The sequence below is a fragment of the Acinetobacter sp. AND/436 genome, assembly GCF_049546925.1.
Lineage (GTDB): Bacteria > Pseudomonadota > Gammaproteobacteria > Pseudomonadales > Moraxellaceae > Acinetobacter > Acinetobacter indicus.
On record NZ_JBMXBO010000009.1, the window covers coordinates 96,363 to 121,715 of the forward strand.

General features: G+C 47.0%; 21 protein-coding genes and 1 pseudogene. 14 read left to right on the plus strand and 8 right to left on the minus strand.

Translation table 11 applies throughout. The annotated features are described in order from the left end of the window. The first annotated feature begins 33 nt into the window (after positions 1-33). The 4 genes from ACPEPR_RS08920 to ACPEPR_RS08935 all read left to right on the plus strand — a co-directional run bounded on the left by ACPEPR_RS08920 (position 34) and on the right by ACPEPR_RS08935 (position 5,631). Entirely contained in the window at positions 34-1,335 is a 1,302-nt protein-coding gene (locus tag ACPEPR_RS08920) for a DcaP family trimeric outer membrane transporter (protein ID WP_423562319.1), read from the plus strand. Between the two features lie 372 nt (positions 1,336-1,707). Continuing rightward, entirely contained in the window at positions 1,708-2,730 is a 1,023-nt protein-coding gene (locus ACPEPR_RS08925; protein WP_180057677.1) for a ferredoxin reductase, read from the plus strand. A gap of 17 nt (positions 2,731-2,747) precedes the next feature. Beyond that, positions 2,748-3,911: a fatty acid desaturase family protein gene (locus tag ACPEPR_RS08930; RefSeq protein ID WP_005178063.1), complete on the plus strand. Its 1,164-nt coding sequence runs from the start codon at positions 2,748-2,750 to the stop codon at positions 3,909-3,911. 316 nt (positions 3,912-4,227) lie between these two features. Further along, positions 4,228-5,631 (plus strand): iron-containing redox enzyme family protein, encoded by a 1,404-nt coding sequence (locus ACPEPR_RS08935; RefSeq protein WP_423562320.1) that lies wholly within the window; start codon positions 4,228-4,230, stop codon positions 5,629-5,631. 98 nt (positions 5,632-5,729) lie between these two features. On the opposite strand, the gene ACPEPR_RS08940 is transcribed toward ACPEPR_RS08935, so the two are convergent. From ACPEPR_RS08940 to ACPEPR_RS08950, 3 genes are all read right to left on the minus strand, one after another. Next, positions 5,730-5,894 (minus strand): hypothetical protein, encoded by a 165-nt coding sequence (locus ACPEPR_RS08940; protein ID WP_016658124.1) that lies wholly within the window; start codon positions 5,892-5,894, stop codon positions 5,730-5,732. Between the two features lie 81 nt (positions 5,895-5,975). Next, positions 5,976-6,857: an SDR family oxidoreductase gene (locus ACPEPR_RS08945; RefSeq protein ID WP_423562321.1), complete on the minus strand. Its 882-nt coding sequence runs from the start codon at positions 6,855-6,857 to the stop codon at positions 5,976-5,978. A gap of 90 nt (positions 6,858-6,947) precedes the next feature. Next, entirely contained in the window at positions 6,948-7,187 is a 240-nt protein-coding gene (locus ACPEPR_RS08950; RefSeq protein WP_104471337.1) for a DUF2171 domain-containing protein, read from the minus strand. A gap of 658 nt (positions 7,188-7,845) precedes the next feature. Here ACPEPR_RS08950 and ACPEPR_RS08955 point away from each other — a divergent pair. Together ACPEPR_RS08955 and ACPEPR_RS08960 are read left to right on the plus strand one after the other, a co-directional pair. Then, positions 7,846-9,087, plus strand: coding sequence for an MFS transporter (locus ACPEPR_RS08955; RefSeq protein ID WP_016658127.1), 1,242 nt, complete (start codon positions 7,846-7,848; stop codon positions 9,085-9,087). A gap of 439 nt (positions 9,088-9,526) precedes the next feature. Then, positions 9,527-9,790 (plus strand): annotated as a pseudogene (locus ACPEPR_RS08960) (KGG domain-containing protein); the annotation flags it as partial. 209 nt (positions 9,791-9,999) lie between these two features. Here ACPEPR_RS08960 and cynS read toward each other — a convergent pair. Beyond that, positions 10,000-10,449 carry a cyanase gene (gene cynS, locus ACPEPR_RS08965; RefSeq protein WP_005178047.1) on the minus strand — a complete coding sequence of 150 codons (450 nt, stop codon included), beginning with the start codon at positions 10,447-10,449 and terminating at the stop codon, positions 10,000-10,002. 292 nt (positions 10,450-10,741) lie between these two features. Here cynS and ACPEPR_RS08970 point away from each other — a divergent pair, with 292 nt between their 5' ends. Both ACPEPR_RS08970 and ACPEPR_RS08975 read left to right on the plus strand, forming a co-directional pair. After that, positions 10,742-11,551, plus strand: coding sequence for a formate/nitrite transporter family protein (locus ACPEPR_RS08970; RefSeq protein ID WP_005178046.1), 810 nt, complete (start codon positions 10,742-10,744; stop codon positions 11,549-11,551). A gap of 62 nt (positions 11,552-11,613) precedes the next feature. Beyond that, complete coding sequence (locus ACPEPR_RS08975; RefSeq protein WP_423562322.1) at positions 11,614-13,368, plus strand: protein kinase domain-containing protein; 1,755 nt, start codon at positions 11,614-11,616, stop codon at positions 13,366-13,368. Positions 13,369-13,499: 131 nt separating this feature from the next. Here the strand turns inward: ACPEPR_RS08975 and ACPEPR_RS08980 are convergent, their stop codons facing one another. After that, on the minus strand, positions 13,500-14,177 hold the full coding sequence (locus ACPEPR_RS08980; protein ID WP_423562323.1) for a type 1 glutamine amidotransferase domain-containing protein: 678 nt from the start codon (positions 14,175-14,177) through the stop codon (positions 13,500-13,502). Positions 14,178-14,309: 132 nt separating this feature from the next. Continuing rightward, positions 14,310-15,194 carry a LysR family transcriptional regulator gene (locus tag ACPEPR_RS08985; protein ID WP_104471333.1) on the minus strand — a complete coding sequence of 295 codons (885 nt, stop codon included), beginning with the start codon at positions 15,192-15,194 and terminating at the stop codon, positions 14,310-14,312. 177 nt (positions 15,195-15,371) lie between these two features. Here ACPEPR_RS08985 and ACPEPR_RS08990 point away from each other — a divergent pair, with 177 nt between their 5' ends. The 6 genes from ACPEPR_RS08990 to ACPEPR_RS09015 all read left to right on the plus strand — a co-directional run bounded on the left by ACPEPR_RS08990 (position 15,372) and on the right by ACPEPR_RS09015 (position 22,612). After that, entirely contained in the window at positions 15,372-16,901 is a 1,530-nt protein-coding gene (locus ACPEPR_RS08990; protein WP_168405818.1) for a CoA-acylating methylmalonate-semialdehyde dehydrogenase, read from the plus strand. A gap of 11 nt (positions 16,902-16,912) precedes the next feature. Beyond that, positions 16,913-17,803 (plus strand): 3-hydroxyisobutyrate dehydrogenase, encoded by an 891-nt coding sequence (gene mmsB, locus ACPEPR_RS08995; protein ID WP_423562324.1) that lies wholly within the window; start codon positions 16,913-16,915, stop codon positions 17,801-17,803. Between the two features lie 83 nt (positions 17,804-17,886). After that, positions 17,887-19,539 (plus strand): AMP-binding protein, encoded by a 1,653-nt coding sequence (locus ACPEPR_RS09000; RefSeq protein ID WP_423562325.1) that lies wholly within the window; start codon positions 17,887-17,889, stop codon positions 19,537-19,539. Between the two features lie 69 nt (positions 19,540-19,608). Continuing rightward, positions 19,609-20,736 (plus strand): acyl-CoA dehydrogenase family protein, encoded by a 1,128-nt coding sequence (locus ACPEPR_RS09005; protein WP_104470213.1) that lies wholly within the window; start codon positions 19,609-19,611, stop codon positions 20,734-20,736. Positions 20,737-20,755: 19 nt separating this feature from the next. Beyond that, positions 20,756-21,529 carry an enoyl-CoA hydratase gene (locus ACPEPR_RS09010; RefSeq protein ID WP_168389937.1) on the plus strand — a complete coding sequence of 258 codons (774 nt, stop codon included), beginning with the start codon at positions 20,756-20,758 and terminating at the stop codon, positions 21,527-21,529. Between the two features lie 21 nt (positions 21,530-21,550). Beyond that, positions 21,551-22,612 carry an enoyl-CoA hydratase/isomerase family protein gene (locus tag ACPEPR_RS09015; protein WP_104470215.1) on the plus strand — a complete coding sequence of 354 codons (1,062 nt, stop codon included), beginning with the start codon at positions 21,551-21,553 and terminating at the stop codon, positions 22,610-22,612. 83 nt (positions 22,613-22,695) lie between these two features. On the opposite strand, the gene ACPEPR_RS09020 is transcribed toward ACPEPR_RS09015, so the two are convergent. Beyond that, positions 22,696-23,304: a MarC family protein gene (locus ACPEPR_RS09020; protein WP_423562326.1), complete on the minus strand. Its 609-nt coding sequence runs from the start codon at positions 23,302-23,304 to the stop codon at positions 22,696-22,698. A gap of 12 nt (positions 23,305-23,316) precedes the next feature. Then, positions 23,317-25,353, minus strand: a complete 2,037-nt coding sequence (locus tag ACPEPR_RS09025) for a choline transporter (protein WP_005177908.1) — start codon at positions 25,351-25,353, stop codon at positions 23,317-23,319.

The following is a 25,353-nucleotide window of genomic DNA, read 5'->3' on the forward strand; positions in this document are numbered from 1 at the left end:
ACAAAAACGGATAGTCACAGGATAAGTGTGCCCATGAAAACAATGATGATCAAACCTTTAGTAATTGCTGTCGGTTTAACAATGAGTGTAATGGCCAATGCGCAAAGCAGCCAGGAAGTTGAGCAGCTTCGTCAGGAAGTGCAACAACTGAAAGCACTTGTTCATCAATATGCTCAACAAAATCAAACGGTTCAAGCGAATTTAAACCAACTTGCCAATACTGCGGTACAACCACCTGTTGCACAAAAAGCCAGCACTGAAAAGCGCGGCTTGGGTATGACGCTGGGTAATGCTGAATTTAACCTGTATGGAAACGTCCGTATGGATGGTTCTTATCAGGTTGAGGGCAGTAGCCGAGATTTGCCATATAACCATATTAATGCCGTAGCGTTAGAAGGCAATAATGAAAGTAGTGATCGTTTAAGATCAACGCTTTCTGCTACACGTTTAGGTTTGGATTTCAAAAGCCCTGTGGGTGATCAAGACGTAAAAGGTAAAATTGAAGTCGACTTCTTGGGCGGTTCAAATTTTGATAACTTACGTATTCGTCATGCTTACTTAAATTATGGCAACTGGTTAATTGGTCAAACCTGGTCTAACTTTGCGGTACCGGATTATATGCCGGAAACAGTCGATGCTTTGGCCTATGCCGGTGGCGCAGTTAAACGTACCCCGCAAGTGCGTTATACCGCGAAATTCAGCCCGCAAACCAATCTGGTGGTGGCTGCTGAAGACCCAAAAGATAACAGCATCACCCAGCGTTTACCGGCTTTAACTGCGCGCTTAAATCATCAGTTCGCCGATAACATGAGCGTGAGCGCACGTGCCATGGGCCATGAAAAACGCATCAATTCTGATGAAGAAATGGCGTGGGGTGTGGGCTTGGGCGCTAAATATGATGTGACCCCAAGCACGACTTTAAAAGCAGACTACTACCATGTGAAGGGTGATAGCAGTTTTGTGTCTTTTGCCAATACCGGCGCCATCCAGGGGGCGAATGGTCTGGAGCAAAGCGAGTTTGATTCGATTACTGTCGGTCTGACCCAGAAGTTTAATGAAAAACTGCGCGGCACAGTGGGTTATGGCTATATGAGCTTTGATGATGATCAAGATTACATTAATGCTTTAAGTAACAAGAGTGCTGCGAATAAAGATCTTTGGCAGGCATGGGCCAATATATTCTATAGCCCACGTAAACCACTTAGCTTCGGTCTAGAATATGTCTATGGTGAACGTAAAGCCTATGGTCCTGTTTTAGATGAAGACGATCAACCAGTTAGCGGTCGTACAGGCGAAGACAACCGTATTAATATGGTGGCCATCTATAACTTCTAATTACACGCTATAGATTAAAAAAGCCAGAAGGACACTTCTGGCTTTTTTGTTTTTAGACTTTTTTGGACTTAAGTCTAATGTGGGGGACAATTACAGCAAAAATATCAGGCATTTTCACCGAGTCTGACAAAAGCATACGACATTTTCATGAAAAATCCTGCGCCTGCACAAAAGCAAATCAGAACAATAAAACTTCTCCCATCGAAGTCGGGACCGAAAAAGTGCAGAATCTTGTCAGACAAAACCAGCTAAAACATAAGGAAAAGACAAGTTTTGTCCTGCATTCACATGGAATCGAGATCATGAATCTATATAGTGGGCATGAACATTAAAAAAAGAACATCCGTTCACTGAAAAAATCATGAGGCCGCTATGAGCACTTCTGTAGAGTATAAACCCGAGTGGATTCGAGAAGATTTTATTGATTTTATTGCAGAAAAAATAAATCCAGTCTGGGCATTGAAAAAAGTCAAAGCCTGCGTTGTTGAAATTCAGGCATTAAGTCCAGACTTTTATAAAATTCATTTACGTCCCAACCAGAATTTTCAGGCACAGCGTTTTCAGGCCGGACAAAGTATTCTGATCACGCTGGCGATGAATGGGGTCCGCCAGCAGCGCAGCTATTCCATTGTCACTTTGCTCGATAACGGCGATGTGATTCTGGCCATCAAACGGCAAGGCAAAATGTCCAATGCCTTGACCCGGTTACCGGCAGGGGCCGTGGTGGAGCTGTCCCAGCCGCAGGGCAATTTTGTGCTGCCGGCACAAGTTCCATCTTTATGTTTTATTGCATCGGGCAGTGGGATTACCGCCATTTATTCCTTATTACAAAAAGCCGTGGTCAGCTCGACCCAGCCGATAGACCTGCTGTATTTCACCCGGGATGATGCCTTCCATGCCGAAATTAAAACCCTGGCGCTGATGTATCCGCATTTTAAATATCATCATTTTAATACTGTAGAACAGCATCAGCATCTGTCTTTGAGCTTACTGCAAAACACGGTCGAGCAACTGGGTGAGCGACATATTTATGCTTGTGGTTCAGCCTCGATGATGCAGGCCGCCCAGCAGATTTGTCAGCAGCTGGATTTAAGCGAGCAGTTTCATTCCGAGTATTTTCAAATGACCGCAGATGAAACTCTGGAGGCGCAGCCGGTGCAGTTCTTGCGCTCGCAGCAGGATTTTCAGGCCAACAGCAATTTGCTGGACAGTGCCGAAGCCGCCGGGTTAAGACCGGCCCATGGCTGTCGCATGGGTATTTGCAATACCTGTTCCTGTACCAAAGTCAGCGGCAGCGTGCGTAATCTGCTGACCGGTGAAATTGACCATAACCATAATACCCAAATCAAACTTTGTGTGACGCAGGCAATCAGTCCTGTCGTGATTAACTTATAATCTGGAGGGAACATCACATGAATATGCCTGCCGCGTTACATCCGAACAGCAAGTCAAAATATTTAACCGAGGCTCAGATTCAGGAATTTGGTGCCAAAGTGGAAGCCATCCGCCGTGAAGTCATGGACGATCTGGGCGAGAAAGATGCCCAGTATATTTATAAAATCCGTAATTTTGTCCGCTATAGTGAAATTGCCTCACGTGGGATGCTGATGTTTGGCGGCTGGATTCCGCCAGTATGGTTATTGGGGACTGGTTTACTAGGATTATCCAAAATTGTTGAAAATATGGAGCTGGGTCATAACGTCATGCATGGCCAGTTTGACTGGATGAATGATCCGACCCTGAACGGTGCCAGTTATGACTGGGACACCATTGCCACCGGAGACGACTGGAAATATACCCATAACTATATTCATCACACCTATACCAATATTGTCGACAAAGACCACGATGTCGGCTATGGCTTGCTACGGGTTAGCGAAGCGCAAAAATGGGAACCGCGTTTTCTGATGAATATTCCGCTGGCCATTCAGCTGATGGTATTTTTTGAATGGTATGTGGGGCTGCAACGTCTGCATTTAGAAGATGTACTGGTTTATAAAACCAAAACCTGGAAACAGGTCTGGGATGAAGCGGCCGGTTTAAGAAAGAAAATGCGCCGTCAGGTGGTCAAAGATTATGTCTTTTTCCCGCTGCTTGCCGGGCCAAATGCCATTCCGGTTTTTGCCGGCAATGCTGTCGCCAATGTGATTCGCAGCCTGTGGGCATCCGCGGTGATCTTTAACGGCCATTTCACTGAAGATGCGGAAAATTTTGAAGCCGACAACACCGAAAATGAAAGCCGGGCTGAATGGTATATCCGCCAGATTCGCGGTTCGAGTAATTTTAGTGGCACCCAGTGGCTGCATATTTTAAGTGGAAATTTAAGCCATCAGATTGAGCACCATTTATTTCCGGATATGCCGGCCAACCGTTATGCCGAAGTAGCGCCAAAAATTAAAGCGCTGTGTGCAGAATATGGTATTCATTATAATGAAGCCAATTTTATCCAGCAGTTTTCCAGTGTCTGGGTGCGTCTGGCCAAGTGTTCGGTGCCAAATCACTGGCAGGACAAAATCGGGCAGGGCGGTCACCTGATTCGTACCTGTCTGGCCCAGCTGAAAGCCAAATTCCAGTAACAGCAGATTTTAGCCAGCTTTTATAAGACCAGAAGATAAGATGTCTTTTGGTCTTTTTTATTTTGCATAACTGCTGCATTTTTTACTCAAGACTCAAACTTGAGTGCAACAGCGCTACAGGAGCATGAGCTATTTTTACAGAAAAAACGCCCGGTCTTGCCGATTATGTAACTGAATTATCTTTATAAATTTCTGATATCTCTGCGCTTTATTTTTGAGCAGCTGGCAAGTTAACGTGGTTTAACAAAACTGAACTATGGTGATTTTGGCGAATCTCCTAAGCTGGTTTGAGTGAAAAATAATGGAAAATAACAAGATGTCAGTTGTCTCTCAGAACAGTTATCGCCCCTTAAAACTCGAACGACAAAAAAGCTATCGGGAGCTGTTTCATTTCTTTCTGGATGAAAGCACGCCAGCACCAGAAAAAGAAAAGCTTTCGGCCCAGCTTTTACAGCGCGAGCTTCACCAGATAGATCCCCCATCTATTCCTTTACCCGATGAGCCAGTCCAGATCAAAGACTGGCTTTTTCAGCAGAATATGCAGAATTGTGAACGCTATCAGCAGTATTTAAGCCGGCGTCAGGCTGGTGGTCAGCGTGAATACTTTCAGCATGTAGCAGCAGCCTATGACTTTCTGGTGAAAGTCGCGCCAGTAAAATATGTCGATGGTTCCTGGCTGTATAGCACCTTAAAACATTGGTCTGATCCGAATTTTCAGCATCTGATCATGATTTATCTGGAAGAGCTGGGCCTCGGTTCAGCCAAAGCCAATCACGTGTCGATGTATCAGCAATTGCTCAGCAGTCTGAATCTGCAAGATCTGGTCGAAGGACTGGAAGATGAATACTATTATCAGCCCGTGGTGCAACTGGCGCTGGCCTATGCGCCGCAGCAATATCTGCCGGAAGTGATTGGTTTTAATTTAGGCTATGAACAGTTGCCGTTGCATTTGCTGATCAGTAATTATGAACTGGCCGAGCTGGGGCTGGATCATCAGTATTTTAATGTGCACATTACCATTGATAACCTGGACAATGGTCACGCGCATCGTTCAGTCGCTGCGCTGGAATATGCTTATAGTCAGGCCGCCAATAAAACAGAGTTTATTGAAAAACTGAAACGTGGCTATGCCCTGAATGATGTTGGCCTAGGCTCTACGGAAATTATTAAAAACAGTGATTTAACCCCGCTGATTGAAAAGATTTTCAAGAAAAAAGCTGTGGTCGGCAAGTTGATTCATAATAACCGTTGCCGCTTTGCCCAGGCATCGGTGAATGAATGGCTCAGCAATGACCAGAAAGTGATCGAGTTCCTTCAGGTATTACAGGATAAACAGTGGATTAAACGCGGCCAGCATCCGAGTGAAAGCCGCTTCTGGCAGCTGATTCACAATGAAGAAGGCAAAATGTTCGGTGTATTTTCAGTCGCTGAACAGCAGATTATTTATGACTGGATTGCCCAAGCCTATACTGAACGCCGTGCGCCGTTTAAGGCAGTAACCCCGGTGCAGCAGGTCGATGATTATATTGTCGATTATTTCAATTCAAGCGAACAGCAGGCCTTGCAGCAGCAATTAAAACTGGCGCGTAGCGCGGAAGAAAAAATCAATCTGCTATTGCCTTACTTGGCGCCGCATCAGCATCATAATCCCACTGGTTTATGGGCCACGCGTCAACTGACCCAGTTTTTATTCCCGCAAGCACTGCAGCAGATTCAATAAAATTTGATGACTACTTGTCATCACCTAACAAAATGCCAATCCTAAGGATTGGCATTTTTATAGAAGTTTAAAAGGGTTCCAGCAGAACAGAAGGGCATTTAGTGGGATTTCTTTTTACCGCCGCCATCCTGTTTATTGACGGTAGACCAGCCAATGCGTTCTGCTTCTTCTTCGGAATGGCCTCGCTCTTTTTCCGATTCAATAATATGGCGGGCCTGACGTTTCTGCTTGTCGGTATAGGCCGACTTATCACCTCTAGACATCAGTTTCACTCCTGTATAGATCTGCATGTTTCAATAAAACTCAAAATATTATCTACATTGCTTGTGTGCCTTTAAATGCTGTTAACCATTGACAATGGTACCGCCATTGACATGAATCACCTGACCGGAAATATAGCTGGCTTCATCGGAGGCTAAAAACAGATAAGCTGGCGCAACTTCACTTGGCTGACCCATACGGCCCATGGGGGTATCTTCACCAAAACCTTTTAGCTGTTCTTCATCAAAACTGCTTGGAATTAACGGCGTCCAGATTGGGCCGGGTGCGACACCATTCACCCGAATCCCGGTTTTATTTTTTAGCAGGTTGGTCGACAGGCTACGGGTAAAGGCAGTAATAGCCCCTTTGGTACTGGCATAATCAATGAGCTCATTATGGCCCTGATAGCTGGTGATACTGGTGGTATTGATAATACTGTCACCGGGCTGCATTTGAGGAATGAGTAACTGGGTCACATAAAACAGCGGGTAGAGGTTGGTTTCAAAGGTTTTATGCAGCTGTTCGGGATTAATATCTTCAATGGTTTTTTGTGGATATTGCACAGCAGCATTATTGACCAGAATATTAATATGCGGAAACTGCTGCAAAGCCAGATCGACCATCTGCTGCACTGCCGCATGTTGGCGCAGGTCACACTGAATCAGCAGACATTGACGACCTTCCTGCTCAACCAGTCGCTTGGTGTCTTGCGCATCCTGATCTTCTTCTAAATAGGGAATAATAATATTGGCACCTTCGCGGGCAAACAGCACCGCCACAGATCGGCCGATGCCGCTATCACCGCCGGTAATTAAAGCTACCTTGTCTTTGAGTTTTTGACTGCCCTGATAATTGCTTTTAATAATTTCAGGTTCGGGCGTCATTTTATATTGCACACCGGGCTGATGCTCCTGTTTCTCTTTCGGAGATGGGCTGTCAGGATAATGATTCATGGAGTTCTCCAAATTTTAGGGTCGATTTATTGTTTTGCTCAATCAGATGAAATCGTTAGCGATAAAAAAGCACGAGTCTGGGCAGATCGTGCTTTTTAGAAGTTATACCGCTTCCCACTGACGGGTGACTTCTTCAGAATTCTTGTTCAGGATAATCTGGTTGCCACGAATTTCTTCCACCCAAGAGATCGGAATGTAATGGTGCATCCCATCGCCAGAATCCTGCTTGGTCAGTTTGATTTTATCGCTGCCTTCCAGATGATCGACCGTACCGACATGGGTGCCGCATGAGGCAATAACTTCGCTATGTTTCTGAATGTTATTTAAATTAATATCAGCCATTTTTATTACTCCAATTCAGATGAAATAAATATCTCTATTTAATTTAAACGCCTCAAAGAGATAAAAATAGCTTTATTTAAAATCGAAACAACTCCGCCATAGAGTATAACAATTCACTACATGCAGATATATATTACACATTATGAAATATCTAAATGATTGAGGCTAAATTTAAATAATTAAAGCTATTGTTATATTGAAATAGATGAGTTGAGATAATCAAAAATCATATATTTATAAATCTCATTTTATTATTTTTAAATAAAAATTATAAACTACAGAAGATCTCTAGCTACTTATTGGTTTAAACGCTTAATCCTGAAACAGCTAGCTGGTTGAGCGGTCGGAATAATCAAAACTGAAAGGGCAGGGCTGTGTATCTGTATGTAAGCCAATTTTCAGGCAATCACTAAAACTCATTAAACTGATTGAATAAAACAATCAACCTATTAAGCATTTGTTTTTAAATGATTATATAAAAATATTGCAGCTGGAATTTTTCAAAAAAACGATAAAAATGAAGTACTTTTTGTCATTACAAAATTGTTTGTAAAATAGACAAAAAAGGGCTGTACAGTGCTGTGAATTGTGTATAATTCCGCCAACAAAAGCCCCTGCAAGTTTATAGATTTTCCTATAAGTGTGCAGGGGTTTTTCTATGGACAATTTTTTGGAATGGGATGCCCTGTTTTTAGAAGGTGGCACATACATGTTGTTTTCCAAAACCACAGTCGTCGATGCATCTGCCCAGCTCAATGCACAAGGTCTGGCAACCAAACTCAGCTTTTTTGGTCTGGGTTTAAGTACGGCATCTTGGGCACCGCTCATTCCATTTGCACAACAACGTCTTTCTTTAAACCATGCAGACTTTGGCCTGTTGCTACTCTGTATGGGGATTGGATCGATGCTGGCCATGCCTGCGGCCGGTCTGTTAATCCAGCGTATTGGCTGCCGTATTTTAATCGGGATTGCGCTGGTTGCAGCGATGATCATTTTGCCGTTACTGACGGTATTTGGTACTGCCTTAAGCATGGCAATTGTGCTGTTTATCTTTGGGACCGCGGTGGGTGCATTTGGTGTGGCCATTAATTTACAGGCGGTGATTGTTGAAAAGAACAGCCTGAAAAATATGATGTCCAGCTTCCATGGTATGTGCAGTCTGGGCGGTTTACTTGGTGTGCTGACTGTGACTGTGCTGCTGTCATTGGGTGTTTCACCGCTAATGAGCGCTTTAATCATGAGCGCGGTGCTGGCCTTTATTGCCATTCTGGCCGTTCCCAACAGCCTGTCTGAAATTGAGAAAAAATCAGACACAGCCCCAGAAGACACCGCACCATCAGCGAAGCAGAAATTTCGCCCAAGCCCGATGATTCTGTTAATTGGTTTGGTCTGTTTTATTGCCTTTTTATCAGAAGGCTCAGCAATGGACTGGAGCGGGATTTATCTGGTCAGCAACTTTGGGATGGACGCTTCTTTTGCCGGTCTGGCCTATACCTTCTTTGCCATTACCATGACCATCGGCCGTTTTTCTGGACGTCGCTTACTAAGAATGTGGGGCGAGAAAAACATCATCACCTATAGCGCGCTGTGTGCGGCCTTGGGTCTAGGCATTATTGTGATGGCGCCGCACTGGGCGGTGGTCCTGCTGGGCTATGCTTTACTCGGTTTTGGTTGTTCCAATATTGTACCAGTGATGTTCTCTCGTGTCGGACGTCAGAATATTATGCCTAAAGCGGCTGCTTTATCGCTGGTATCGACCATTGCCTATAGCGGTTCATTAAGTGGCCCGGCGCTGGTCGGTTTCCTAAGTGAAGCCATTGGCCTGAGCACCGTCTTTGCGCTGGTGGCCTTATTGCTGCTGTCGATTGCTGTCTTAAATCGCTTTACCCAGGTCGACTAAATCGGACATTCACTTACTTATCTGTGTCTTCCTTTTTTGCCAGTCAGCGCTCACTGACTGGCTTTTTTTATATTTAAGCAGCAATAACTAAGACAATAAAAAGTGAAATCAAGGGACTAGAGAATATATTTAAAATTTATAGAATCTATTTAAATATTTTTTATTTTTAGAAAAATAAACTACCTCATCTTAACGCGTCTATTATTTAATTTTGTAAATAAAAACAGCTGAAATATAAAAATAGTAAAAAATTTAAAAAGATATTTAAAGGAATAAAATTTTACTATTTTAAATACAGCCTGTTAATTTTTTAAAATAAAAAAGACCTGCTACATTCCAATGATCTGAAACAAAGCCTAGCTGTTTATTTTAATTTTCACTCTTATCTTAAAAGAGTCGCAACATAGACAATCAAAATAAATAACAGGAAGGGTGAATCATGGCCAATACACGTAATGAGGGTACTTCAAATCGTGGATTTGCGAGTATGGATCCAGATGAACAAAGAGAAATTGCCAGTGGTGGTGGGCGCGCAGCCCATGCCAGCGGCAATGCGCATGAGTTTACGTCAGAAGAAGCACGCCGTGCCGGCGCCAGAAGTCATATAAACGATGACAATCGCCGTGGTCGCAACCGCGACGATGATGATGACGATCGCCGTGGCCGCAGCTCATCTTCCAGCACGCGTAAACGCGACCGTTATGGACGCTTTACCTCGGACTAGTACAGCTTGCTAAAAAACATAGGCTTAATCTGACCGGATAAAACAGCAATCGTTTTTGTCCGGGAAGATTAAGCCTATTTTTATGGGGGAATGAATGTGGTTTTGATCTTTACTTGATCACCTTTATGAATAAGGTAAGCGCAGATTTTTGTGATTGCTTAGAGTTTTAAGCTCAACACAAACTCATCTTAATAGGATTTATAGGGCAAAAATTTCCCGGATAGCACCACATTTACCCGGTCGCCATTTTCATGGCTTTCCCGTTGAATATCCATACTAAAATCAATTGCGCTCATAATCCCGTCGCCAAATTCTTCATGAATCAGCTCTTTAATGGTAGAACCATAGACATTTACCACTTCATACCAGCGGTAAATTAAAGGATCGGTCGGAACGCTGGTCGGCAGGGAGCCTTTATACGGCACAATCTGTAGCCAGGCCACGGCTTCATCACTCAGGTTAAATATCTGACCAATTTTTTCGGCCTGTTCCTTATTCAAGGCCATTTGCCCCAAACAGGCTGCCGTCACCCATTCTTTGGATAAACCAATTTCCTGCGCCACACTGGACCACTGAATATTGTTCAGTACCTTGGCAGATAAAATCATGTCTGTTACTTGTTGGCGGTGGCTAATCATATCTATTTCCTCAACTGCTTATGGCTAAAACACTGAGAAGGGAAAAGCACAATGTATGCCAGCTTAAAATCAGCTCAGATCTTGAATCTGACCATGGCGTAAATTTATCTTTCACACAAAGTTGGTACGTTCCTTGCTGTATCTCCACTGAACTGATGGCAACGACGCCATAAATTTTTAAAACATGCTGGATGATTCAGGCAATGGCGCCTAAGACGTGAAAGTCGTCTTGGGCGCTTTTTATTTGCAAATCATCCCACCGCTAAATTTCAATCGTTGAGGGGTACTCGCAATGGCTTATCTTGCACCTTCCGAATTTGCAACCAAAGTTGTGGATGCCGGTGAATCGAAACTACATATGGCAAACCGTGATGTGCTGATCCGCGCCACCATGGCCGGGGCTATTCTGGCGCTGGCAGCGGTTTTTGCGGTCACCATTGCAGTGCAAACCGGCGTGCCTTTAATTGGTGCATTATTATTCCCGGTCGGCTTTTGTATGCTGTATCTGCTGGGCTATGACCTGCTGACCGGGGTATTTGTCCTGACGCCATTGGCCTGGCTGGATAAACGTCCGGGCGTGACCTGGGCCAGAATCCTGAAAAACTGGGGCGTGGTCTTTGTCGGTAACTTCACTGGTGCGCTGATTGTGGCGGTGATGATGGCAGCGGTCTATACCTACGGCTTTTCGACCGAACCAAACAAGGTCGGTCTGGCGATTGCACATATTGGTGAAGACCGGACGCTAGGCTACAAAGAATATGGCGTAGCTGGCTGGATCACGATTTTTATTCGCGGCATGTTGTGTAACTGGATGGTGTCGCTTGGCGTGATTGGCGCGATGATGTCGACCACCGTTAGTGGCAAGTTTATTGCGATGTGGATGCCGATCATGCTGTTCTTTGCCATGGGCTTTGAACACTCGGTGGTGAATATGTTCCTGTTCCCGTTCGCGATGATGATGGGCGGCGATTTCTCGGTGATGGACTACTTTATCTGGAATGAGTTACCGGTAGCGCTGGGTAATTTGGTGGGTGGTTTGGCTTTAACTGGTCTTGCACTCTACACCACGCATGTCCGCACTGCACCAAAACGTGAGTTCTAAGTTTTAAGCCCACAGGATGAGTTCAGGAATCAGGGAAGATTCCAGCCAGTTGAGATCAGCGCATGTCCACTTTGCCATCTTCACACCAGACTTCACTTCAAATTCGGCTTGGGCAATATAGTGCTGCCGGCCGCAAAGAGAGCAATCAGGATTTTCACGGCGCGGCTGTTCCGGAGGGCTATCTGGCACAGCAAAAGGGCATTGCCTGCGCCATTGCCGATGGCATTAGCAGCAGCAATGTCAGTCATATCGCCAGTGAAACCACAGTGTCCAGTTTTCTGGCCGATTACTTTTCGACGCCCGATTCCTGGAGCGTCAAAACTTCGGTCGACCGGGTGATTCGTGCCACCAATTCCTGGCTCTATGCCCAGACCCAGCAAAGTCAGAGCCGTGTCGATAAAGACCGCGGCTATGTCTGCACTTTTAGCGCGCTGGTATTCAAACATGAAACTGTACATCTGTTTCATATTGGTGATGCCCGTATTTACCGCTTGCGTGAGCAACAGCTGGAACAGCTCAGTGTCGATCATCGGGTCTGGTTATCTTCCCGGGAAAGCTATTTAAGCCGGGCTTTGGGCGTGGCGCAGAAAGTAGAGGTGGATTATTTGAGTCTGCCGTTGGCACAGAATGATATTTTCCTGTTGATGACCGATGGTGTATATGAATATCTGTCGGACAGCCAAATTATAGAGGCACTTCACAGCCCCGAAACTTTAGATCTTGACCAGGTAGCAGAAATGCTGGTCCATCTGGCTGATGCACAGGGCAGTCCTGACAATTTAACCCTGCAAATTGTGCAGGTACAGCAGCTGCCACAACAGGCCCAGTCACAATTTCAGCCAAGTCACAACCAGCTAAGTCTGGCCCCGGATTTAAGCATAGGTCAGCAGTTTGAAGGCTACCGGATTCAAAATGTACTGCACCAGAACCATCGTAGCCGTTTATATCTGGCTTGGGATGAAACGTGGCAGCAACAACTGGTCATTAAAATTCCGTCACTGGATTTAACCCAGGATGCGCAGGCACTGGAGCGTTTTTTGCTGGAAGAGTGGGTGGCGAAACGGATTCAGCATCCACAAGTTTTAGCGGCCTATCCGCATCAGCGCAGTAAATCTTATTATTTTCAAACCTATGAATATTTATCTGGCCAGACCTTAAATACCTGGCTGCATCAGCAGCGCCAGCCGATTGCGCTTGAAACCGCCATCCAGATTACGGAACAGATCATTAAAGGTTTGCAGGCTTTTCACCGGCTGGACATGCTGCATCAGGATATTCGCCCTGAAAATATCATGCTGAATGCACAGCTAGAGCTAAAACTGATTGATTTTGGTGCAACCCTGGTCAAGGGGATTTCCGAATCACAGCCGCAACATGCCGCGGCTTTGGGCACCTTGGCCTTTATGGCGCCGGAATATTTTTGCTCGCGGCCGGTTTCCACCCGTTCAGACCAGTTTTCACTGGCCGTGGTACTGTATTATGTACTTAGCAAACAGTTACCCTATGGCACCGAACTGGCGCGTTGTCAGACGCTTAAACAGCTAAAAACGGTGCGTTATCATTCAATTTTAGAATATCGGCCAGATATTCCGGTGTGGATTGATGGAGCCTTGCATAAGGCCTTGGCCCTGATGCCAAATGAACGCTATGAGGTATTGTCGGAATTTCTGTATGATCTTAAGCATCCTAACCGGTATTTTTTAAAGCCGGTTCAGTCTTCCTTGCTGGATAAAAATCCTGTTAGATTTTGGCAGGCGGTTTCAGCTATGTTATTTTTATGCTTGCTGTTGTCTTTGGCGTTGATGTTTAGTGTTTAGACATCAGCTGGCTTGAACCGGTGGGCATCATTCTTCAAGAGTTGTTCAATCCGAACAATTTAAAAACTCCTGAATAATCCATTCAGGAGTTTTCTATTAAGCACAAAAAGCGATGACGTCGATGACTATGCTTATTTCGAGAATTTCAATAATGCTTCTGCGGTCGCCTCTGAGGATGCCGGATTCTGTCCGGTAATCAGCAAACCATCTTGCTGTACATGCACCTGCCAGTCCTCAGCTTTTGAATATTGTCCGCCGTGTTCTTTCAGCATATCTTCAACTAAAAAGGGCACAACATTGGTCAGCCCAACCGCATCTTCTTCTGTATTGCTAAAACCGGTTACAGTCTTGCCTTTGACCAGCGGTTGGCCATCCTGTGCTTTGACATGACGTAATACTCCCGGCGCATGACAGACCAACGCCACCGGTTTATTTGCTTGCAATGTTTGTTCAATCAAAGAGATGGAGTCCGGGTCTTCGGCCAAATCCCATAAGGGTCCATGACCGCCCGGATAAAACACGGCATCAAAATCGGCAATCGACACCTCACTGAGTTTGTGTGTCTGCGCCAGATCTTGCATGGCGGCGGTATCCGCCTTAAAACGCTCGGTGGCTTTGGTCTGAGCATCGGGTTCATTACTTTTCGGATCAAGAGGCGGTTGACCACCTTTAGGAGAGGCCAAGGTCACCTCGGCGCCAGCATCAACAAAAGCATAATAAGGGGCGGCCAGTTCTTCCAGCCAGAAACCGGTCTGTTTGCCTGTATCACCCAGACGGTCATGAGAGGTCAGCACGATGAGAATCTTCATATCATTTTCCTGAATGGTTCATATTATTCGGTTCATCGGCTGTTAATTTAGCAAGCGTAATGGGCGCTAAGTGTTGTGATACGTTCAGTTGCTGTATCGGCATGTGTCAATCTCCAGATACTGCAAAGGATTTTAAGTGCCCATTAACAGGGCCTGCTGCACATCGGCCTGTTTGCGCAGGAAATCCCAGACCAGTTTGATTTTCGGCTCATGCTGTAAATCAACTAGGGTCAACATCCAGAAGGTATGGGTAAAACTGACCTGATCGCCCAGAACTTCTTGCAGATCGGGTTTATCATGCACCAGAAATCGCGGCAAAATTGCCAGTCCGGCGCCGGTACTGACCGCAATCTGCTGGGCCAGAATACTGTTACTGCGAAAACAGGCTGTCACTTGCAGCGGCAAACGTTCCAGCGAATACAGCGCCGAGCTATACACCAGATCATCAATATAATCGACAAATCGGTGCTGTTTCAGATCTTCTAGCTGTCTAATTGGTGGATTTTGCTGTAAATAGCTTTGACTGCCGTACAGTTTTAAACAGTAATTTGAGAGCCGGGTAATGATGTAAGGCCCGGATTTAGGCCGGTCAATTGAAATGACAATATCGGCTTCACGATGTGAAAGTTTGATGGTTTTTGGCACCGGAATCAGGTCAATAGTCAGCGAGGGATAATGCTGTGAAAACTCCGCCAGCAGCCGGGCCAGAAACGCCGTCCCGAAACCTTCCGGCGCACCAATGCGTACCCGGCCCTGTAAAGGGTCATGGCGTTTATCAATCTGGATAAACGACTGTTCCATCTGTTCGACACGGGGCACCAGCGCCAGACCTTCCGCGGTCAGTTCATAGCCTTTGGCTTCACGTTTAAACAGCTGGGTACCCAAGGTGTTTTCCAGCGCCTGAATGCGCCGTGCCACGGTGCTGTGTTCCACTTCCATCAGGCGCGCAGCATTGGTGAGGGTTTTGGCCCGGGCCAAGACCAGAAAAAAGCGTAAGTGATCCCAATCAACTTTCATTTTATGTTTAACATCCTGTTAAATCTCTGTGCAAATTTGCACAACCGTCGTGCGCCAATCTCTATTGGTGCCAAAAGTATTCTTTGTTAGTCTGCTGAAACAGCGTAAAAAATAATACGTTAAAAACAGCCAGTAAAGGCAGATAAAACGACAATAACAAACCAGCACGGAGCGACCATGAACGCGATTCATCATCCCCATTCGAATACCGGCATCACCACGGCAAAACTGCTGATTAATGGTGAATTTATCGACTCCACCACCAGCCATTGGCAGGATATTGTCAATCCTGCCACTCAGGAAGTTCTGGGTCAGGTGCCGTTTGCCACCGCAGAAGAAGTAAATGCCGCCATTGCCGCAGCCCAACAGGCTTTTGCCAGCTGGCGTGAAACACCTATTCAGGCCCGTATGCGGATTATGCTGAAACTGCAGGAGCTGATCCGTCACAACTTAAAAAGTATTGCACAAGTCCTGACCGCTGAACAGGGCAAAACATTAGCAGATGCCGAAGGTGATATTCAGCGTGGCCTGGAAGTGGTGGAACATGCCTGCTCGGTCGGTTCGCTGCAAATGGGTGAGTATATTGAAGGCGTGGCGCGCGGGGTAGATACCTATACCATGCAGCAACCCTTAGGTGTCTGTGCCGGAATTACCCCGTTTAATTTCCCTGCGATGATTCCGTTGTGGATGTTCCCAATGGCCATTGTCTGCGGCAATACTTTTGTCTTAAAGCCGTCGGAGCAGGATCCGCTATCAACCATGATGCTGGTCGAGCTGGCGATGCAGGCCGGTGTTCCTGCCGGAGTGCTGAATGTGGTGCATGGCGGTAAAGAAGTGGTCGATCTGCTGTGTACGCATTCTGATATCAAGGCCATTTCCTTTGTCGGTTCTACGGCGGTGGGTACCCATGTGTATAACCTGGCAGGTCAGCATGGCAAACGGGTACAGTCGATGATGGGCGCCAAAAACCATGTGGTGGTGATGCCGGATGCCAATAAAGAACAGACCTTAAATGCCTTGGTTGGTGCAGCCTTTGGCGCCGCCGGTCAGCGCTGTATGGCCCTGTCTGTGGCGGTAATGGTCGGTGAAAGCAAGCACTGGGTTGATGAGCTGGTCAATAAAGCCAAAACCTTAAAGGTCAATGCTGGCCATGAACCGAATACCGATGTCGGACCGGTCATCTCAACCCGTGCCAAAGCCCGTGTGATTGACCTGATTAACAGTGGTGTCGAGCAGGGTGCAGAACTGCTGCTAGATGGCCGTGATGTGCAGGTTGCCGGCTATGAGCAAGGCAATTTTGTCGGTCCGACCATTTTTAACCAGGTCACGACCGAGATGCGCATTTACAAAGAAGAAATCTTTGGTCCGGTCTTGGCCATCATTCATGTCGATACACTAGAACAGGCCATTCAGCTGATTAATGCCAATCCGTTTGGCAATGGCGTGGGCTTATTTACCCAAAGCGGCAGTACCGCACGTACTTTCCAGAACCAGATTGATATTGGTCAGGTCGGTATTAATATTCCAATTCCAGTACCGGTACCATTTTTCAGTTTTACCGGTTCCCGTGGCTCCAAACTCGGTGATTTAGGCCCGTATGGCAAACAGGCGGTGCAGTTCTATACCCAGACCAAAACCATCACCAGCCGCTGGTTTGAAGATGATCAGGAAAGCGCCGGTGTGAATACCACCATCAGTCTGCGTTAAGGAGAATGACCATGAAAATTGCATTTATTGGTTTAGGCAACATGGGCGGCTCCATGGCACAGAACTTACTCAAAGCCGGCCATCAGGTGTTTGGCTATGACTTGAGCGAGACCGCTTTAGCGCATTTTGCCCAGGCCGGTGGCGTGGTTTGCCAGAGTCCGCAAGATGCAGCCCAACAGGCCAGTGTGGTGGTGACCATGCTACCCGCCGCCCAGCATGTACGCACGGTGTATCTGGGTGAACAGGGCATTCTGAACGTGCTACCGGCTGGTAGTTTATGTATCGACAGCAGCACCATTGACCCGAAAACCATTCAGGACGTAGCCGCAGCCGCACAGGCTCGACAGATTCAGGTCTGCGATGCACCGGTTTCTGGTGGAACCTTAGGCGCCAAAGAAGGTACCTTGACCTTTATGGTCGGGGGGGATGCGGCCACCTTTGAAGCGGTGAAACCGGTACTGGGTGCGATGGGGAAAAATCTGGTGCATTGCGGCGCTATTGGCACCGGGCAGGTGGCAAAAATCTGTAATAACCTGATTCTGGGCATTTCCATGACGGCGGTCGCCGAAGGCATGGCGCTGGGGGTAAAACTCGGGATTGATCCGCAAGCGCTGGCCGGAGTCATTAACAGCTCGTCTGGGCGTTGCTGGAGTTCTGAAGTTTATAATCCGTGGCCAGATATCTGTGCCAATGCGCCAGCATCTCGTGGCTATACCGATGGTTTTGCCGCACAACTGATGCTGAAAGATTTAGGGCTGGCGGTTGATGCTGCACATCAGGCGGAGCATCCGATTGTTCTGGGCAGTCTGGTGCAACAGCTGTATCAGCAACTGTGTCAGGAGGGTCATGCACATCTGGATTTCTCCAGCATCATGCATCATTACACCACGCCAACAGCGTAAAAAAATAGCAACATGATGGAGCAGGGACAGGCTACATCCATACACCTTGTCAGTAATAACGATAAATTCAGGCTGAGGTACACATGTTAAATTATCAAAAAACGGTTCAGGAATTTGATCTCAATACGGTTGCACGCCAGTATCTGTCTGGCACCATGCAGGCACTTAATGCCTGTTTTGAATGCTGCGACCGCCACGCCGGTTCAGATGCGATTGCCTTGTACTGGCATGGTAAAGATGGCCGCAAAGAGCAGTACAGCTTTGCCGAGCTAAAAAAATATGCCAGCCAGTTTGCCAACTTTTTAAAAGCGCAGGGTGTGCAAAAAGGCGACCGTGTTTCTGGCTTATTGCCACGCACTCCGGAACTGATCATTACCATTTTGGCCACCTGGCGGATTGGGGCAGTGTATCAGCCGCTGTTTACCGCCTTTGGTCCCAAAGCCATTGAACACCGTATTCAGCTGGCTCAAAGCAAGCTGGTGGTCACCGATTTGGCCAATCGCGATAAATTGGTGGATATTGCGAACTGTCCAGACATTGTGACCGTACATGCAGAGCGCCAGGCCGATACCTATCCGCAAGATTTCAATTTCTGGAGCGTATTGAAGGGTCAGGCCGAGCACTGTGAACTGGAAATGCTGACAGTGGATGATCCATTTTTATTGATGTTTACTTCGGGCACTACCGGGCCGGCCAAACCGCTGAAAGTGCCACTAAAAGCCCTGATTGCATTTGGCGGCTATATGCAAAATGCTATTGGCCTGCAACCGGAAGATGCGTTCTGGAATATTGCAGATCCGGGCTGGGCGTATGGTCTGTACTATGCCATTATCGGGCCATTGCTACTGGGGCATTCGACCCTGTTTTATGAAGGTGGTTTTAATGCCGAAAGTGTCTGCGAAATTGTTCAGCAATATGGCATCACCAATCTGGCCGGTGCCCCGACGGCGTACCGGATGATGATGGCTGCCGATCAGGCACAGATGGCACAGCTACGTGGCAAATTACGCGTGGTCAGCAGTGCCGGCGAACCATTAAATCCAGAAGTAATCCGCTGGTTTGAACAGGTACTGGATGTGCCCATTTACGACCATTATGGCCAGACCGAAGTGGGGATGGTGGTGTGTAATCATCATGCCTTGGAGCATCCGGTGCGTTCAGGTTCAGCCGGCTTTGCCAGCCCGGGCTATACCATTGCCGTGGTTGATGAGCAGGGTCAGGCCTTAGCAGCAGATACTGCGGGCATTCTGGCGATTGATATCCGTCAATCACCAATGATGTGGTTTGGCGGTTATGAAGAAAGCCGTAAATCACCATTTGTTGGAGATTATTACTTAACTGGCGATACCGCCGAAATTCACGCCGATGGCAGCATGAGCTTTGTCGGGCGTAGTGATGATGTCATTACAACGTCAGGCTATCGGGTTGGCCCATTTGATGTGGAAAGCGCCTTGCTGGAACATGATGCGGTGATTGAAGCCGCCGTGATTGGTGTACCGGATCCGGAGCGTACCGAAGTAATTAAAGCCTTTGTGGTGCTGGCCCAGCAGGTACAAGCCACGCAACAACTTGAAGAAGAACTGGGACAGTTTGTCAAAAAACGTCTGTCTGCACATGCCTATCCACGCCTGATTGAATTTGTGACTGAACTGCCGAAAACCCCAAGTGGCAAAATCCAGCGCTTTTTACTGCGTAATCAGGAAATCAGCAAATTACAGCAGGCCAAAACTGCATAAAACGCTAAAAAACGAAAACACCAACAGATCAAGAAAGACATCTCAATAAGAAGATTAAGGGAAGCAGGTATGCAATTTACGGAAGAACAACAGCTGATTCAGGACATGGCCAAAAGTTTTGCCCAGGAGCAGATTAAACCGAATGCTGGCGAATGGGATGAAAAAGGCATTTTCCCGAAAGAGGCTTTGGCCCAAATGGGTGAACTGGGCTTTATGGGAATGCTGATTCCGGAAGAATGGGGCGGTTCAGGCACGGGAACGCTGGCCTATGTGCTAGCCCTAGAAGAAGTTGCCGCAGCCGATGGTGCGACATCGGCCATTATGAGCGTGCATAACTCAGTTGGCTGTGTGCCCATTCTCAAATTCGGCACCGAGCAGCAAAAGCAGCAATATTTAAAGCCACTGGCTCAAGGTCAAATGATTGGCGCTTTTGCCTTAACCGAACCACATACCGGCTCGGATGCTGCCGCCATTAAAACCCGCGCAGTTAAAGATGGCGATCATTATATTATTAATGGTGCCAAACAGTTTATTACCTCGGGCAACAACGCCGGCATGATTATCGTGTTTGCCGTAACCGACCCGAATGCGGGCAAAAAAGGCATGAGCGCCTTTTTAGTGCCACGCGATACACCCGGTTATGAGGTCATCCGGGTGGAAAATAAACTGGGTTTACATGCTTCTGATACCTGTCAGATTGCCTTAACCGATGTACGCATTCATGAAAGTTTAAGGCTGGGCGCCGAAGGTGAAGGCCTAAAAATTGCCCTGGCCAATCTGGAAGGCGGCCGCATCGGGATTGCCGCGCAGGCGGTAGGTCTGGCGCGCGCCGCTTTAGAAGAAGCCAGCCGCTATGCGCATGAGCGTGTGGCCTTTGGCAAACCGATTTTTGAACAGCAGGCCATTTCTTTCCGGCTGGCCAGCATGGCCACCGAAATTGAAGCAGCACGGCAGCTGGTGCATTTCGCGGCCCGTAAAAAAGAAGCTGGTGAAAGCTGTTTAACTGAAGCCTCCATGGCCAAACTGTTTGCCTCAGAAATGGCAGAACGGGTTTGTTCCAAAGCCTTACAGATTTTTGGCGGCTATGGCTATTTAAAAGATTTTCCAATCGAGCGTATTTATCGGGATGCGCGTATTTGCCAGATTTATGAAGGCACCAGCGACATTCAGCGTCTGGTGATTGCACGTAGTTTATAATTGAACAGGGAGATTGATCATGCAATGGGAAACAATTTTACTTGAACAGCGTAACGGGGTTGGACTGATAACCTTAAACCGCCCGAAAGCCTTAAATGCCCTGAACCATCAGCTGATTGCCGAAGTCAATCAGGCGCTGGACCGGCTGGAAAAAGACCCGGATATTGGCTGTATCGTCATCACCGGTTCAGAAAAAGCCTTTGCTGCCGGCGCCGATATTAAAGAAATGGCAGATCTCACATTTCCACAAATTTATCTGGATGATTTTTTCAGTCTGGCCGACCGCATCGCCCAGCGCCGTAAACCGTTAATTGCCGCAGTCAGTGGCTATGCCTTGGGCGGTGGCTGCGAACTGGCGCTCATGTGTGACTTTATTTACTGTGCTGATAATGCCAAATTTGGCCTGCCTGAAGTGACTTTGGGTGTATTGCCGGGCATTGGCGGTACCCAGCGTTTAACCCTGGCAATTGGTAAGGCCAAAGCCATGGAAATGTGTCTGACGGCCCGCCAGATGGGCGCGCAGGAAGCTGAACAAAGTGGACTGGTGGCACGGGTGTTTGCCAAAGAGGAATTGTTAGAGCAAACTCTGCAAGCCGCAGAAAAAATTGCCGAAAAATCCCTGCCAGCAGTGATGATGATTAAAGAATCCATCAACCGTGCTTTTGAAGTCAGTCTGGCCGAAGGCTTGCGTTTTGAGCGACGTATTTTCCATTCCATTTTTGCCGGTCAGGACCAGAAAGAAGGTATGCAGGCCTTTGTCGAAAAACGCCCGGCCCAATTTAGCCATCAATAAAAATCATAATAGGAAAAATAAATGAGTACGGACAATAATTTAGCCATTTGTGTGCAGGGTGGTCTGGGCATGATTAGCCTGGACCGGACCAGCCACTTAAATGCTTTAACCTTACCGATGATTCAGGGTATTCAGGCACAACTGGAGCAATGGCGTGAGGATGCTGCGGTACAGGCGATTTTGATCAATTCCAACAGCCCGAAAGCCTTTTGCGCGGGCGGTGATATCCGTTATCTGTATGACAGTTATCAGGCCGGCAATACCCAATATCAGGATTTTTTTGCCACTGAATATCGTATGTTGAGCAACATCCGGAATTTTCCAAAAACCGTTATGGTGATGCTGGATGGCTATGTGCTGGGCGGCGGTTTTGGTCTGGCGCAAGCCTGTCATATCAAGATCAGCAGTGAAAAATCCCGTTTTGCTATGCCGGAAACTGCAATTGGCTTTTTCCCCGATGTCGGTGCCACCCATTTCCTGTCACGGCTGGATGATGTTGGTGTATATATGGCGCTGACCGGTGAGCAGATCAGCAGCAGCGATGCCTTGTATTTAGATTTAATTGACTATCATGTGCCGAGTGCGCGCTTCGCCGAATTAGAAGCAGCGTTAATTGCAGCGCCGCTACTCAACCCGATTGAAATCCGCAAAATCATCAGCAGCTTTATTACCCATCCGGTAGAAAGTGAATTGCAAAAGCGTATCGAGCAGATCAATACCCATTTCTCTTATGCAAAGCTAGACGATATTGAACACAGTCTGGCTCAGGCAGGTACCGGTCCAGATCAGGAATGGGCGCAGAAAATGCTGGCTATTTTGCAGCAGCGTCCAGTAATGGCCAAACAGGTCAGCTTAAAGCTGCAACAGGTCGGGCAAAACTTGTCGCTGGAAAAGTCAATGCAGCTGGAACGCAATTTACAGGATGTCTGGATGCAGCAAGGTGATTTTATTGAAGGCGTGCGTGCTTTAATTGTCGATAAAGACAAAAATCCGCAGTGGCAAACTGACAATACTGCTTTTGAAAAAGTACTGGAAACTTTGTGGCCGGTCTGGAATACCCAGCCGCTGGAGCAGATTTCTTAAACAGCTAAACATCTAAATATCAATAAAAAAACCCTCTTTCAGATTGAAAGAGGGTTTTTGTTTAGAGCATCTAAACTGGACGTTTAGCTCTGCATAATTCCGCTGACACCGGTCACAATCATATCAATGGCGATGGTCCCAATCAGCAAGGCGGCCAGACGCCCGACAATATCGACATACAAATCAATATAATTGGAATGTTTATGCTGCAAATGATCATGCGCATATTTCATTAAAATAAGCAGGCTACAGGTCAGAAATAGCGTCACAAAAATCACCAGCACCAGTTGCCACAGGCTTAGCTGAATTCCGGTAATGACCGCGGCGCTGATGGTTCCCGGGCCAATCATAAACGGCATGGCAATGGTGCCGGCCAAATGATGTGGCGCACCGCGCATCACCCCAATGGTATCGGCGCCTTCAAACACATAGCGATAACCAATCACCAGAAAAATAATCCCGCCAAAAATCTGGAAAGATTCAAAACGGACATGCAGGACATCATGAAAAAAGGCTTCACCGGTTTTGGCGAAAATAATAAACACCACAAAGCTGATTAAACTGCCCTGAATCAGGGCGCGATTAAACACTCGGGCCTCGGAATTACGGATAATGCCGAGCATATAAATACTCATTAAAAACGGGTTTAATAATGAGAAAAACAGTGTAAAGGCGTGAAGCGATTCAGACATCCTACAGATTCCTTATTGATCTGGGTCTGGAAAGAGCGGGCGCTTGCCTGGACTAATCCGGTTGATGTGCAAGAACATCAAATGGCGCTCGTATTTATCCAGAATGTCGTTAATGACCTGTTCCTTGCTATAACCCACCAGATCATTGCCTTGCGAGCCTTCAAACAGATAGGTTTCCAGACGGTAATAGTATTTCTTGGTGCGTTTGCCGCGTGAACTGAAGTTGGGTGTGTCATAACGGATTGGCCAGATCTGGTAAACGAAGTTTTCTTCTTCATCCAGCTGAATGGTTAAATCCAGATGTGACAGTTCCGGTTCATCATCCAGGGCTTTTTCCGCCAGATCGACCTGAATGCCTTTGTTGATGAATTCTGTGGCCACCGCCTGCATTGCCGGTTTACAGACCTCTTCCAGCATTTGCTGGGTTTGCGATAAATTGGCATGCAGCATTACCCGGCTGAGGCGTTTTTTCCAGTTAAAGATGTCGACATTGCCGACCACGGGTGCCGCATTCATGCTGGTACTGGCCTGACGGAAATCTTCCAGTCTTAATGACTTGTACAGACCCGCCATCACAAAGAAAATCACAAAGCTAAAAGGCAGCCCCATAATAATGGTGGTGTTTTGCAGTGCAGTCACGCCATTGGCCATCAGCATGGCCAAAGTCAGTAAACCAATCGCCAGTGCCCAGAAGACACTTAACCAGCGCGGCGAATCATGTTCAATATTGCTAAATTTGGTGGTGAAATTCCCCAGTACCAGTGCGCCTGAATCGGCAGAAGTCACATAAAACAGCAAACCGGTAATGGTAGCGACGCCGGCCAGAAATGGGAACCACGGATATTGGGCAAGCAGGTCATAGAAACCATGTGCCGGATTGGCCAATACGGTGGTGGCCAGCTGGGTATTGCCATCAAAAATTACGCTGTGCAGGGCGCTATTTCCAAAAATTGACAGCCAGGTCAGGGTAAACAGCAGGGGAATAATTAAGGTACCGGCCACAAATTCACGGATGGTTCGGCCACGGGAAATTCGCGCCAGGAACAGGCCGACAAATGGCGACCAGGCAATCCACCAGGCCCAGAAAAACAGGGTCCAGCTGTTCATCCATTCTTTCGGTTGCTGAAACGGAAAACTGGTTAAGGACAGTTGCGGGAACTGGCTAATATAGTCGCCAAAGTTCTGGATTAACGCTGCCAGTAAAAACTCGGTATTGCCCATCACCAGAATAAAAAGCAGCAGACCAATCGACACATAAATATTGACTTCAGACAGAATCCGGAGGCCTTTATTTACCCCAGAAGCCACTGAAATTGCAGTAATAATGACTGCAACGGCAATCAGCGCCGACTGGATCAGCAGGTTTTCTGGCACATCAAACAGTACATGCAGGCCGTAGTTGAGCTGAACCACACCAATCCCGCAGGTGGTGGCAATACCAAAAATGGTGCCCAAAACGGCCGCGGTATCAACACTATGTCCAATCCAGCCATTAACACGCTTGCCAAAAATCGGATAAAGCGCCGAGCGGATGGTTAGCGGCAGGTTATAACGATAACTAAAATAACCCAAAGCCACGCCAACCAAGGCATACATGCTCCAGCCAGTTAATCCATAGTGGAACAGGGTCCAGACCATTGACTGGCGCGCAGCCTCAAAAGTCTGGCCTTCGCCGACAGGCGGATTCATATAGTGAGACAGCGGTTCGGCCACCGAGAAGAACATCAGGTCAATCCCGATTCCGGCCGAGAACAGCATTGCCGACCAGCTCAGCAGGCTAAATTCCGGCTTGGAATGTTTGGGACCTAATTTGATATCGCCATAACGCGACAGGGCAATAAACAGTACAAAGACCAGATATAAGGTGGCCGCCAGCAGGTAATACCAGCTAAAGGTCCGGCTGACCCAGTTCAAGATTTGGGTAATGAGCTGATTCGCCTGGTCATTAAATAAAATCGTAACCAGCGAAAACAGCAGGATGAGTGTTGCCGAAAGAAAAAAGACAACTTTGTTCAGACTATCGGTCGTCTGTTCAGTTTTCTTTTGCAT